This is a genomic window from Mycobacterium sp. NGS49, assembly GCF_059812565.1.
In genome coordinates this window covers 20,509-32,066 of the sequence record NZ_JCALCX010000034.1, presented here as the reverse complement: position 1 = coordinate 32,066, position 11,558 = coordinate 20,509, and the positions used below count along the sequence as shown (strand labels likewise).

At 67.3% G+C, this 11,558-nt stretch carries 14 protein-coding genes and 1 pseudogene; 7 read left to right on the top strand and 8 right to left on the bottom strand.

Annotated features, from left to right (window positions below):
* Positions 1 to 126: 126 nt before the first annotated feature.
* Complete coding sequence (locus AC5Y7D_RS25960; protein WP_499928640.1) at positions 127 to 906, top strand: hypothetical protein; 780 nt, start codon at positions 127 to 129, stop codon at positions 904 to 906.
* A pseudogene (locus AC5Y7D_RS25955) lies at positions 893 to 2,052 on the top strand (Rv1157c family protein). Before AC5Y7D_RS25960 ends, AC5Y7D_RS25955 begins: the two are co-directional and overlap by 14 nt.
* Before the next feature lie 88 nt (positions 2,053 to 2,140).
* Here the strand turns inward: AC5Y7D_RS25955 and AC5Y7D_RS25950 are convergent.
* The 4 genes from AC5Y7D_RS25950 to AC5Y7D_RS25935 form a co-directional block, all read right to left on the bottom strand.
* A complete protein-coding gene (locus AC5Y7D_RS25950) occupies positions 2,141 to 2,287 on the bottom strand; it encodes a hypothetical protein (RefSeq protein ID WP_063892814.1) in 147 nt (48 codons plus the stop codon).
* Positions 2,284 to 2,874, bottom strand: a complete 591-nt coding sequence (locus AC5Y7D_RS25945) for an HhH-GPD-type base excision DNA repair protein (RefSeq protein WP_499928639.1) — start codon at positions 2,872 to 2,874, stop codon at positions 2,284 to 2,286. Before AC5Y7D_RS25945 ends, AC5Y7D_RS25950 begins: the two co-directional genes overlap by 4 nt.
* 88 nt (positions 2,875 to 2,962) lie before the next feature.
* A complete protein-coding gene (locus AC5Y7D_RS25940; RefSeq protein WP_499928638.1) occupies positions 2,963 to 3,145 on the bottom strand; it encodes a DUF5302 domain-containing protein in 183 nt (60 codons plus the stop codon).
* A 43-nt stretch (positions 3,146 to 3,188) separates the two neighbouring features.
* Positions 3,189 to 3,632, bottom strand: coding sequence for a PPOX class F420-dependent oxidoreductase (locus AC5Y7D_RS25935; RefSeq protein ID WP_499928637.1), 444 nt, complete (start codon positions 3,630 to 3,632; stop codon positions 3,189 to 3,191).
* 56 nt (positions 3,633 to 3,688) lie between these two features.
* On the opposite strand from AC5Y7D_RS25935, the gene AC5Y7D_RS25930 reads away from it, so the two are divergent.
* Both AC5Y7D_RS25930 and AC5Y7D_RS25925 read left to right on the top strand, forming a co-directional pair.
* Positions 3,689 to 4,204, top strand: a complete 516-nt coding sequence (locus tag AC5Y7D_RS25930) for a DUF1697 domain-containing protein (RefSeq protein WP_499928636.1) — start codon at positions 3,689 to 3,691, stop codon at positions 4,202 to 4,204.
* Positions 4,201 to 5,025 carry a class I SAM-dependent methyltransferase gene (locus AC5Y7D_RS25925; RefSeq protein WP_499928635.1) on the top strand — a complete coding sequence of 275 codons (825 nt, stop codon included), beginning with the start codon at positions 4,201 to 4,203 and terminating at the stop codon, positions 5,023 to 5,025. Before AC5Y7D_RS25930 ends, AC5Y7D_RS25925 begins: the two co-directional genes overlap by 4 nt.
* On the opposite strand, the gene AC5Y7D_RS25920 is transcribed toward AC5Y7D_RS25925, so the two are convergent.
* Positions 5,022 to 5,387: an Rv1152 family transcriptional regulator gene (locus AC5Y7D_RS25920; protein WP_459359803.1), complete on the bottom strand. Its 366-nt coding sequence runs from the start codon at positions 5,385 to 5,387 to the stop codon at positions 5,022 to 5,024. The genes AC5Y7D_RS25925 and AC5Y7D_RS25920 overlap by 4 nt on opposite strands.
* Positions 5,388 to 5,424: 37 nt before the next feature.
* On the opposite strand from AC5Y7D_RS25920, the gene AC5Y7D_RS25915 reads away from it, so the two are divergent.
* Entirely contained in the window at positions 5,425 to 6,147 is a 723-nt protein-coding gene (locus AC5Y7D_RS25915; protein WP_499928634.1) for an NAD-dependent deacylase, read from the top strand.
* A gap of 191 nt (positions 6,148 to 6,338) precedes the next feature.
* Entirely contained in the window at positions 6,339 to 7,190 is an 852-nt protein-coding gene (locus AC5Y7D_RS25910) for an endonuclease domain-containing protein (RefSeq protein ID WP_499928633.1), read from the top strand.
* A gap of 76 nt (positions 7,191 to 7,266) precedes the next feature.
* Here AC5Y7D_RS25910 and AC5Y7D_RS25905 read toward each other — a convergent pair whose 3' ends face one another.
* The 3 genes from AC5Y7D_RS25905 to AC5Y7D_RS25895 are packed head-to-tail and all read right to left on the bottom strand — an operon-like array spanning position 7,267 to position 10,959.
* Positions 7,267 to 7,899: a class I SAM-dependent methyltransferase gene (locus AC5Y7D_RS25905; protein WP_499928632.1), complete on the bottom strand. Its 633-nt coding sequence runs from the start codon at positions 7,897 to 7,899 to the stop codon at positions 7,267 to 7,269.
* Entirely contained in the window at positions 7,896 to 8,588 is a 693-nt protein-coding gene (locus AC5Y7D_RS25900; RefSeq protein ID WP_499928661.1) for a TetR/AcrR family transcriptional regulator, read from the bottom strand. The genes AC5Y7D_RS25905 and AC5Y7D_RS25900 overlap by 4 nt, the downstream gene beginning before the upstream one ends.
* A gap of 7 nt (positions 8,589 to 8,595) precedes the next feature.
* On the bottom strand, positions 8,596 to 10,959 hold the full coding sequence (locus tag AC5Y7D_RS25895) for an MMPL family transporter (RefSeq protein WP_499928631.1): 2,364 nt from the start codon (positions 10,957 to 10,959) through the stop codon (positions 8,596 to 8,598).
* A gap of 254 nt (positions 10,960 to 11,213) precedes the next feature.
* Here AC5Y7D_RS25895 and AC5Y7D_RS25890 point away from each other — a divergent pair, with 254 nt between their 5' ends.
* Positions 11,214 to 11,345 (top strand): hypothetical protein, encoded by a 132-nt coding sequence (locus tag AC5Y7D_RS25890; protein WP_156166572.1) that lies wholly within the window; start codon positions 11,214 to 11,216, stop codon positions 11,343 to 11,345.
* The last annotated feature ends 213 nt before the right edge of the window (positions 11,346 to 11,558 follow it).

Below are 11,558 nucleotides of genomic sequence, written 5' to 3'. Positions count from 1 at the left end.
GTCGCCGGTCACCGCTGCCGCTCGTATCGATAACGATCGCATAAATGCCACACGTGTCACTTGAGTCACTTCTGCACCAGGATAGCTTCGGTTGCGGGACCAGTCATCGAACAATCAGGGAGAGTCATGCCAACCATCTGGACTTTCGTCCGAGCCGCCGCCGTTCTGGTCGGCTCGTCCGCCGCACTATTGACCGGCGGCATCGCCCACGCCGACCCGGCGCCCGCTCCGGCGCAACCCAACATTCCGCAGCAGCTGATCGCCTCGGCCGCGAATGCCCCGCAGATTCTGCAGAACCTGGCAACGGCCCTCGGCGCCACACCGCCGGCGCCCCAGGGTGTGCTCCGGGCACCGGACCCGGCTCCTGCCGCTCCGGGAGGATTGAACCTGCCTTCGGTGGTGCCCGGCGCGACCGCACCGGCCCCCGCCACCGCGCCTGCGGCGGTTCCGTCGATCCCGGGTGTGAACACGCCGCTGCCGGGCCTGACCGCCCCCGCGGCTCCGGCCGCACCCGCACCCGCCTCGGTCCCGTCGATCCCCGGTGTGAACGCACCGCTGCCGGGGCTGGCCGCCCCCGCGGCTCCGGCCGCACCCGCACCCGCCTCGGTCCCGTCGATCCCCGGCGTGAACGCACCGCTGCCGGGCCTCACCGCCCCGGCCGCTCCGGCGGCACCCGCTCCGGCATCGCTGCCGATTCCGGGCGTGAACACGCCGATCCCGGGACTCACCGCACCGGCGGCACCCGCGGTGCCCGCAACACCGGCGGCGTCCCTGCCCGGTCTGGCAACGGCGATTCCTGGGCTGGCCCAGGCCGCCCTGCCGGCGCTGACCTCAGGAATCCCGGGGCTGGGTGCCGGCGCACCGGCACCGAGCGGTCCGCAGACACTGCTGGCTGCGCTGCCCTGAGTCCAGTAGTCACCGACGGCTGACCTCTACCACCAACTGACCGGGAGAAACACCGTGGCAAGCACTTGGAGTCTGTCCAAAGGTTTGGCCGCAGTCGTCGTCACTTCGGCTGCCGCGTTCGGGCTTTGTCCGAGCGCGGCAGCCGACCCGGCGACGCCGCCGCCCAACCCCGCCCAACAGCTGCCTGGGCTGCCGGCGTTGACCGAGCTGAGTCCGATAATTCAGCAGGCAGCCAGTAATCCGGCGCAGGCGACGCAGCTGCTGATGGCGGCGGCGCAGGCGTTCACGCACAACCCGGCCGCATCCGGCGAGGCCAAGAACGTCGCCGCGTCGGTGAACCAGTTCGTCGCCGACCCGAACGGGACGCCCCATCTGAGCGCACCGACGCCGGCGGCCGGCGCCACCCCGCCTGATGCGGCGCCAGTGCCGCACGTTCCACCGGCCGGTATCGAACCCGGCATGCTTGCCCATCTGCCGACTGGCATCGACCCCAACCACGCGGCGGGTCCCGCACCCGATGCACCCCCGGCGGTGGTCAGTCCCCGGCCGGTGGCCCCGCCGCCGCCCGGACCGGAGCCCGCGCCTCGTGCCCTACCGGCCCCGGCGCCGGCTGCTGCACCGGCACCGGCGGCGCTGCCGGCTCCGGCCCCCGCGCCGGCTCCTGCCCCTGCGCCCGCGCCCGCCCCCGCGCCCGCGCCCGCCGCGGCTCCGGCGGCGGCACCTTCGTTCGGTCCGGATGCCCCGCCCACTCAGGACTTCATGTACCCCTCGATCGGTACCAACTGCCTCGGGGACGGCACGAATGCGCTGGCAACCGCGCTTTCGGTGGCCGGACCGGCCGCCATCCCGACGCCGGGACCCGGACCGGGACAGACCGCCTACGTGTTCACCGCTGTCGGCACCCCCGGGCCCGCGGATGTACAGCGCCTCCCGTTGAACGTCACGTGGGTCAACCTCACCACCGGCAAGTCGGGCAGTGCCACGCTCAAGCCGCGCACCGACATCAACGGCGCAGGCCCGACCACGCTGACCGCGATCGTGGACACGGGTTCGGGGAGCATCATGTCGACGATCTTCGGGCAAGTCACCACCAAAGAACGTCAGTGCCAGTTCATGCCCACCATCGGCTCGACGGTGGTGCCCTGACGATCTCGCTGTGAGCCGCGAGTGCGCGCAGATGTACGCCGGCTATGGCGTGGCGGTGTACAAATGCGCACCTTCGCGGCACGCCGCGCTAATACGCCATGAACAAGATGGCGTCCCGGTCGTAGTCCAGACCCGGGTGAACGCTGGCGAGGTGAGCCTGAGTCAGTTCGACCAACTCGTCCTCGTCCTTGCCGACGATGGCTTCGCCGCACGGACACGTTATGTGTGTCTTCACGTTGCCGCCTTTCCTTTGGCTGCCTTTGCTGCTGCCTTCATCTGCTTTTTATACGACCGCACCCGCCCCAGCGACTCCGCGTCGACGATATCCGCGACGGAGATGTGCGTGCCCGCCTTGCCGAACTCCCCGGCGGCGGCCCGCCAGCCCGTGGGCGTCACGCCGTACTGCTTGCCGAGCAGGGCCAGAAAGATCTGAGCCTTCTGCTCGCCGAACCCCGGCAGCGCCTTGAGTCGCTTCAGCAATTCTTTGCCGTCGGGTTCTCCGGCCGTCCACAACGCGGCGGCGTCGCCGTCGTACCGGTCGACGATGATCTGCGCGAGCGTTTGGATGCGTTTGGCCATGGATCCCGGAAAGCGGTGAATCGCAGGCTTTTCCGAGCAGAGTGCGGCGAACTTGTCCGGGTCGTACTCGGCAATCCGGGCCGGATCGAGGCCACCCATCCGATCGGCGATCTTCTGGGGACCGACGAAAGCCGTCTCCATGGGGACCTGCTGATCCAGCAGCATCCCTACCAGCAGTGCGAAGGGATTGGAATCCAGCAGTGCGTCGGCGGCCGGATCTTGAACAAGCTGAAGTTTCGGCACTCAGTCAGTCTAGAACGGTCCGGCCGGTCCGCCGCCGGAGCACCGGGCCACGGGCCAATCCGGTTCGGCGGCAGTGCATTCGGATCAGCTAACCGCTCTTGCGACGGAATTCCCGGCGATTGCCCGCGGCGCCATGTGCCCGCGGCTGCTTGCCGCCGCCGTCCTTGTGGTCGGATCCGCCCGCGGACTTGGCCATCTTGCGCTCGAGGGCTTCGCGGAACTTGCGCTTGTTATCGGGTTCGGACGATTCCGGGGGCTTCGTTTCGGCCATGACGGCAGCCTATCTGGTGAGCGCGCGGGCCGGTACGCATTTATCACCGCCGCCCGGGCGGCATCCCGTACACATGCGAGATCGGCATCGTCAATAGCACCCGCCGATCGGTGACCATCGCTTCGCGGTACTCGTCCCAGTCGGGATGTTCACCAGCAATGTTGCGGTACAACGTAATCAGTGCCTCGACTGTGTCGTCGTCGGGCGCGGCGGCCGGCGGAGTCAATTCCGCGACGCCTTCGGCGACCGCGTAGGACCATCCGTCGTCGGCGTCGACCAACAGCGACGCGCGCGGGTCCCGGCGCAGGTTGCGGGTCTTGGCTCGCGGCTCGGTGATCGAGACCTGGAGCAGCAGTGTCCGGGCGTCGAAGTGGTACTGCACGTTCGACAACTGCGGCCGGCCGTCGCGTTTGATGGTGGCCAGCACCCCGATCGCGTTGCAACTGATCACGGCCAACAGCTTGTCGTCGAACACGTGGCGTCCCATGCACGAAAGCCTACGTCGCGTTGCGCCATTCTCGGCCGGGCTGGTGGAATCGGTGCATGACGAAGTACGCGGCCTTCCTGCGCGGCGTCAATGTCGGCGGCGTCAACCTCAAGATGGCCGAGGTGGCCGATGCCCTGACCGACGCGGGATTCCAGAACGTGCGCACCATCCTGGCCAGCGGCAACGTCCGGCTGGAATCGTCAGCCAGGGTCGCGACGGTGCGCAGGAAAGCCGAAGCCGCACTGCGCGACCGGTTCGGCTACGACGCATGGGTGCTCCCCTATGACCTCGATACGCTGCGCGCCATCGACGACGGGTACCCCTTCGAGCGTGAGATCGACGACCATCAGTCCTACGTCACCTTCGTGGCCGACCCTGATGTGCTCGACGAGTTGGCCCGGCTGACCCCCGGCCCCCACGAGAAGATCCAGCGCGGCGAGGGGGTCATCTACTGGCAGGTGCCCAAGGGCAGCACCCTGGACAGCACGATCGGAAAGACGATGGGAAACAAGCGGTACAAGTCGTCGACCACGTCCCGCAACCTGCGCACCCTGGCGAAGGTGCTCACATGAGCGACCGGACGCACCGGGTCGCTCTCACCGGCGTCTCGGAGACGGCACTGCTGACGCTGCACGCCCGGGCCACCGAGGCGCGACGGGACGGTGACGCGCTGATCGACGACCCGATGGCCGTGACTCTGGTCGACTCCATCGATTTCGACTTCGCCAAGTTCGGTCCTACCCGCCAGGACATCGCCCTGCGGGCGCGGGCATTCGACGACGCCGCGATGACCTATCTGACTACGCACCCCACAGCCACCGTGGTGGCGCTGGCGGAGGGTCTGCAAACCAGCTTCTGGCGCCTGCAGGCAGCCCTTCCAGAGAGTGAGTTTCGTTGGCTGACAGTCGATCTGCCGCCGATCATCGAAATACGGACGCGGCTGCTGCCACCGTCACCACGGATCTCGGTGCTCGCCCAATCGGCGTTGGACTACAGCTGGATGGACTCTGTGGATGCCGCCGACGGAGTGTTCATCACCGCCGAAGGTCTGCTGATGTATCTGCAACCCGAGCAGTCACTGGGGCTGATCGGCGAGTGCGCGAAGCGTTTCCCGGGCGGTCAGCTGCTCTTCGACCTGCCGCCGCGCTGGTTCAGCAGGTGCAGCCGGCTGGGCATCCGCACCTCGCTTCGCTACAAGGTGCCGACGATGCCGTTCAGCCTGTCGGTGGCCGAAGCCGCCGATCTGGCCCGGACGGTGCCGGGCATCAACGCCGTGCACGACCTGCACTTGCCCAAGGGCCGCGGGCTCATCTTCAACAGCGCATTGTCGGCGATGTACCGCGTTCCGCTGTTCGATCCGCTGCGCCCGAACCTGACCCTGCTGGATTTCTAGTCGTCCGGCACGTTGGTGAGATAGCGCATCGCGTCGGACTTGGTGAGCCCCAGCGCCCTTGCGACTTCGACATACTCTTTGGCCGCGGCTGCCATCGCGGCATCGGTGGGGTCGAAGCGGGAGATGAAAGTGCCGAAGCGACCCCGCGTTTCGACGATCGCCGCGGATTCGAGCTCGCGGTAGGCGCGGGCTACCGTGTTCGCGGCCACCCCCAGCTGACCCGCCAAGTCGCGCACCGTCGGCAGCCGGGTGCCCGGCGGCAGCGAGCCGGCCCGGACACCGTCGATCACCCCGGTCCTGAGCTGGTCGAACAACGGCTTACCCGCCTTGACGTCGACCTTCAACAAATCGCGCAACTCCACTCATCCAGTATTGCCCACTCGCGGCTATCTTTGTGGGATGCGAGTGACGGTGCTTAGCGGCGCGGGAATCTCAGCCGAAAGCGGCGTCCCGACGTTTCGTGACGACAAGAACGGATTGTGGGCCCGTTTCGACCCGTACGAGCTGTCCAGCGTGCAGGGCTGGGAGCGCAATCCCGAACGCGTCTGGGGCTGGTACCTGTGGCGTCACTACCTGGTCGCCGACGTCCAACCCAACGAGGGGCACCGGGCCATCGCCCGGTGGCAGCAGCACCCCGACGTCACCGCCGTCACCGTCGTCACCCAGAACGTCGACGATCTGCACGAGCGGGCGGGCAGCACCCCGGTACACCATCTCCACGGCAGTCTCTTCGAATTCCGTTGCGCCCGTTGCAATGTCGCCTACACTGAGCCGCTGCCGGTGATGACCGAAGCCGCCATCGAAGTGGACCCACCGGTATGTCGCTGCGGCGGCCTGATCCGGCCCGACATCGTGTGGTTCGGCGAATCACTGCCCCAGGGGCCGTGGCAGAGTGCGCTGGAAGCGACGGAGAACGCCGACGTCGTGGTGGTGGTCGGCACCTCGTCGATCGTCTACCCGGCGGCCGGACTGCCCGAGCTGGCGCTGGCCCGCGGCACCGCGGTGATCGAAGTCAACCCCGAAGCCACGCCGCTGTCGCAATACGCCACGCTCTGCGTGCGCGAGTCGGCCAGCCAGGCACTGCCAGGGCTGCTGGAGCGGTTGCCGGCGCTGTTCAGCTGAACGCGCGACGGCGAGCCTGCCCGAACGGCGCTAAATGTCTCCAGATCGGTGACCTCACCGCAGTCTCGGTGACATGAGTGCAGTCTCGCGCGGCACGACGAACCGTGCACAGTTCGCCGGCTGTCCACAGTGCTGCAGGCCGGGGGCCGGATCGGCTCTCGCGCCGCTGAACAGGCGACGATCCTGCCACCATGACGAGCATTCCGTTTATCGGCAGTGAGGCGGTAGCCAATGGTCAGGTGCGCCGGCATCAGCTGCGCTCCCGATTTCGCTGCGAACTACCTAACGTCTACGTCCCGCGAGACGAGGTACTCACTTTGCGCCAGCGGGCCGTCGCGGCTTGGCTGTGGTCGCACCGTCAGGGCGTCATCGCCGGCTTAACCGCGTCTGCCTGGCACGGATCGAGATGGGTCGACCAGCATCTGCCCGTTGAACTGATTTGGTCGAACGCGAGGCCACCACGTGGAGTCCGCACCTACGACATGCAACTTCGGCCTGAGGAGCAGGGCCTGTTCGCCGGCCTACCGGTCACCACGCCACAGCGCACCGCCTATGACATCGGCCGCCGCAAGCCACTGGGCTCGGCGGTCGCCCACCTGGAGGCTCTCATGCGCGCGACCGCTGTCACCGTCGACGAGGTGCGTGCCGTAGCCGAGCGGGATCGGGGCGCACGCGGCCTCAGGCAGCTGGAATCGGCGCTCGAACTCGTCGACGTCGGCTCACAATCGCCGAGAGAGACGGCATTGCGGCTATTGCTGGTGCGCGCGGGCCTACCACTCCCCACCACCCAGATCCCGGTTACCGCACAGGGGGGCCAGGTGTACTACCTCGACATGGGCTGGGAGGACCTCATGGTCGCAGCGGAATACGACGGCCAACACCATCGCGTCGACCGCTGGCAGTACATGAGGGACAACCGTCGGCGCGAGACGCTGGAACGGCTCGGCTGGATCGTCATCCGGGTCACCGTGACGGATCATTCCGACGACATCATTGCCAGAGTTCGCGATGCGCTGGACTATCGAGCGTCGACTCTGCGCTGACGGCGGCCAGACTGCACACAGGTCGCGCCCGCCAGGCCGGACGACGCCCTCACCGCAGTCTCGGCGGAACGGCGGGTCAGGGCCGGTGCGCGCGGCCCAGCGCCAACTCGGACACCGGCAGCGGCGCCCAGGCCGGCAACGTCCACTCCCGCCGGGCCGTGTGCACTTCAAACCCGGCGTCGGTGATCGCGCGCTCGGTGTCGCGGTGTGTGTGGCAGTTGCCGAACACTCTGGGCCAGAAGACCGCATCGACAAACCGCTGATACCGGCCGCGGGCGCCGGCACTGGCAATGTGCTCGAGGTATCGCAACTCCCCGCCCGGCCGCAGCAGTGAATGCAGCCGTCGCAACACACCGACCTGATCGTGCACCGAGCACAGCACCAGCGAGCAGACCACCGCGTCGAACGGTTCCGCATCACCGATCTCCTCAGCGGTCTCGGTGGTCACCACCACCGGAATCGGAGCCGCAGCGGCCGCTTCCCTGGCCCTTTCCGCCAACCGCGGTTCGGGCTCGATCGCGACGACGCGCGAGACGGCATCCGGGTAGTAGGCGAAATTCGTCCCGATGCCCGCGCCTACTTCGAGCACCCGCCCCGAAAGTCCGGCCAGATTCTCCCGACGAAGCACGCGGATCAACTCCGTCTCGTGCGCGGCCACGACGGGCCATATCCGGGCGAAGAACGGGTTCTCGACCTTGCCGGGCGTCATACCTGTGCCTCCTGTGCGTTGCGCTGCTCGAGCACCCAGTCCACCAATCGCCCGGGCGTCGCGTCCCCGCCGACGAGCCCGGCCACCATGTGACCGCACAGCACAGCCGCCAACACACGTTCGGCGAATGCGTCGACATCGCCGAACGGCAGATGCGGCTTGGCGATCAATATGGCCGCCACGCCGTGCGCGGCCGTCCACAGCTCCAGGGCGATCATGGTCGGATTGTCGGTCCGGTAAACACCCTCGTCCATCAACTTCTGCACGGAGGCGCGCATGTGCTTGAACGCCGAACTGTCCAGTGCCATATCGACATTGCTTCCCGAGCGCCACTCGCCCATGGTGGCGAGCCGGTACAACTCGGGGGTCTGCAGGGCAAACCGCACATAAGCCATGCCCTGGGCCCGTAGCACCTCGACGGTGCCCGTCGGCCCGATGGCGGCCCGGTCCATCGCCTCGTCGAGGCGGGCCAGATAGCGTGCGCACACCGCGTCCAGCAACGCATCCTTGTCTTCGAAATGCAGGTAGATCGACGGGGAGGTCACCCCGACGCGTTGGGCCACCGATCGGATCGACACGGCCCGGGCCTGGCCGGTCTCGAGTAGCAATTCTGTTGCAGCATCAAGGATTTCGTGGCGCAACCGGTCACCCGATCCGCGCGGGGCACGCTGACGACGCAGTCCGCGCACCGTCACGTCAACCACGGCGGGTCACCGATGTGTGGACGTCCCGTCCGTTGCGCTGGGCCGGCATCGTGGTGGTGTCGGCTTCACTCGGCAGCCGGGGACCGGCCACCCCGGTCGGCTCCCCGGGAGCGCCGCCCTCGCTGATGCCGAACCGCTCGTGCACCCATACCAGCGGCTTGGGCGCCCACCAGTTCCACCGGCCCATCACGTGCATGAACGCCGGGACCAGAACCATCCGCACCAGGGTTGCGTCGGCGATCACGGCAAGAGTCAGGCCCAGCCCGAACATCCGCATGAACGACACGTGCGCGGCGATGAGTGCCGCAAATGACATCGACATGACCAGCGCCGCGGCGGTGATCACCCGGCCGGTGCGAGCCACCCCGAGCGCGACACTTTCGTCGTTGGCGGCGTGCGCCTGGGCCGGAGTCGGTTTGGCCGGCCGGGCCGCACCGGACGCCAGCCAGTACTCGCGTATCCGGGAGACGAGGAACACCTCGTAGTCCATGGACAATCCGAAGGCGATACAGAACAACAGCACCGGCATGTTGGCCACCAGCGTCCCGCTCGGAGTGGTGCCCAGCGCGCCGAAGTGGCCGTCCTGGAATATCCAGACCAACGCGCCGAACGCCGCGCTCAACGAGAGCATGTTCAGCACCAGAGCCTTCAACGGCAACACCACGCTGCCGGTCAGCAAGAACAGCAGGATGAAGGTGACGGCGGCCATCAGCCCCAACACCAGGGGCAGCCGGTGCGTCACCGCGTCGACACTGTCTCGATTTACCTGTGCCACGCCGGCCATCTCTACGGCGCGTCCACCCGGGCCGGCCACCTGGTGCAGCCGCTTGAGCTGATCGTCGGAGGCCTGCGAGAACAGCGGCGCGGTACTGCTGACCGTCAGAAAAGCGCTGCCGTCGGTCATGCCGGTGGCGCCCACCGGCGGTCCGGACGCCTTGCCGCCGATGAACGTTCCGGTCGGGGCGGACACCGCCGACACGTCGGACACCTGCGACAGCGCGGCGGCGTACCCGCTGAGGTCGTCCGGTGTGAGGCCACGGGCATCGGGAATGACGATCGGCACGGCGGTGGCCGAGTCGCGGGCGAAGTTGTCCCGCAACTGATCTCCCACCTGATGGGAGGAGGCCGAGGGCGGCAGCACCCGGTCGTCCGGGAAGCCCCACTTCACCGACAGGAACGGCAGCCCGAGCAGCAGTAGCAGCGCGACGACGGCCGAGCCGACCGGCAGCCAGTGGCGCATGACGAACTTGCTCGACCGGTACCAGAACAGCTGCTCGACCGGCTTGTGCACCGGTTGCGGGCGCCGTAATGCCCGGCGCACCAGCCGTCGCACGTCGAACGAATCGATCCGCGAACCCATCAGCACGATGGCGGCCGGAGTGACCACGATCGACGCGATCGCGACGAAGGCCACCGTCGCCACACCGGCATAGGCGAAGGACTTGAGGAAGTACATAGGGAAGGCCACCGTCGCGGCCATCGACAACGCCACGGTGACCGCCGAGAACAACACGGTGCGGCCGGAGGTGACCATGGTGCGGATCAGCGCCTGGTCACGGTCACCGCCCTCGGCCAACTCGTCGCGGTAGCGGCTGACGATCAGCAGCGTGTAGTCGATGGCCAGCGCCAAACCCAGGGCGGTGCTCAGGTTGAGCGCGAAGATCGAAACCTCGGTGGTGAACGTGACAAGCCGCAGCACCGACATCGACCCGACCACGGCCAGCGCCCCGAGCGCCATCGGTAGCGCCGCAGTCAGCAATCCGCCGAACACCCACACCAGAACCAGGAAGCTGAACGGGATAGCGATCATCTCCATGACCAACAGGTCGGCCTGGTTCTGCTTGTTGATCTGGGCGTACTCCATGGCGGAGCCGCCCGCCGCGACGGTGACGCCGTCGTGGTCGTGGACGAACTTGTCGGCCAGGGTTTGGGCGTTCTTCTGCGCGTCGTTCTCCCCGCCCTTGAGGTTGACCACGATCAACCCGGACTTGCCGTCCTTGCTGATCAGGTCGGCGGCGGCGGCCGGCGGTGCGGTCCACGGTGACGTGACGTTGTATACCAGCGGCGACTTCTTGAGTTGTTCGACGAGGTCGTCCCCCGCCGTGCGGGCCTGCTCGCTGTTGGCGCCGCCCGGTGCAGTGACCAGGATCAGCATCTGCTGGCCGCTCTGCCCGAACTTTTCGGCCAGCACCGTTATCGCCCGCGCCGACTCGGAGTGGGGATCTTGAAAGCCGCCGGGCGAGAGGCTGTTGGCAACCGGGATGCCGAAGATCGCGGCGGCGAGGAACACCAACAAGGCGATTCCAATGATTCGTCGCGGGGCGGCGATGGCCAGTCGAGCGATCCCCTGCAACATGTTGTGTCCCTCCGGCCGCCGGCGCGCGCCGTCCCGCGGGCCACACGCCATATCCGCGATAACTTAGCAACGCTAAGTTACAGGTGTCAAACAAGACCCAGCGGTGATACGAGTGCAGGTGAGGGATGGTTCAACCGGGCGCGAAAGGGGTAACCCTGCGCCCCGCGGCGAAACCTACCCACGGGTAAGAATTGCCATCATTTTCCGAACCGTGACTCACCGATTCCTTAATGCAGGCTCCTACGCTCAGTGTCATGTGGATCGACGACTCGAGTGCCGACGTCATCAAGGCTGACTTCGAAGCTCTCTACCACGGCGACATGCTGGTGGAAGGTGAGACTTCGGAGCAGTTCGAAGACTGGCAACCCCTGCCGACAGCAAGCTGAGGTAACACCATGGGCGTAATTGCGCGATTATTGATGGCCGAACCCACCGTCTCCCGATGGTTTCGTCGATAGCCACCTAGTGGTTCCGATGTAAGCCCCCCGCTGATGCGGGGGGCTTCTTCGGTTTCTGGGGACGCTTCATGGGTATGACGCTCTCCGGCCAGGCGTCGACAGCAGCGCCATTCCGTGGCCGCGCTGACCGAACCGCCTGTC

Bases quoted from the DNA above. Each gene is read 5' to 3' on its own strand.
- AC5Y7D_RS25925 (WP_499928635.1), top strand. From the start codon at position 4,201: ATGAGCGACCGGACGCACCGGGTCGCTCTCACCGGCGTCTCGGAGACG.
- AC5Y7D_RS25915 (WP_499928634.1), top strand. From the start codon at position 5,425: ATGCGAGTGACGGTGCTTAGCGGCGCGGGAATCTCAGCCGAAAGCGGC.
- AC5Y7D_RS25905 (WP_499928632.1), bottom strand. From the start codon at position 7,899: ATGACGCCCGGCAAGGTCGAGAACCCGTTCTTCGCCCGGATATGGCCC.
- AC5Y7D_RS25930 (WP_499928636.1), top strand. From the start codon at position 3,689: ATGACGAAGTACGCGGCCTTCCTGCGCGGCGTCAATGTCGGCGGCGTC.
- AC5Y7D_RS25910 (WP_499928633.1), top strand. From the start codon at position 6,339: ATGACGAGCATTCCGTTTATCGGCAGTGAGGCGGTAGCCAATGGTCAG.
- AC5Y7D_RS25960 (WP_499928640.1), top strand. From the start codon at position 127: ATGCCAACCATCTGGACTTTCGTCCGAGCCGCCGCCGTTCTGGTCGGC.
- AC5Y7D_RS25895 (WP_499928631.1), bottom strand. From the start codon at position 10,959: ATGTTGCAGGGGATCGCTCGACTGGCCATCGCCGCCCCGCGACGAATC.
- AC5Y7D_RS25890 (WP_156166572.1), top strand. From the start codon at position 11,214: ATGTGGATCGACGACTCGAGTGCCGACGTCATCAAGGCTGACTTCGAA.
- AC5Y7D_RS25940 (WP_499928638.1), bottom strand. From the start codon at position 3,145: ATGGCCGAAACGAAGCCCCCGGAATCGTCCGAACCCGATAACAAGCGC.
- AC5Y7D_RS25935 (WP_499928637.1), bottom strand. From the start codon at position 3,632: ATGGGACGCCACGTGTTCGACGACAAGCTGTTGGCCGTGATCAGTTGC.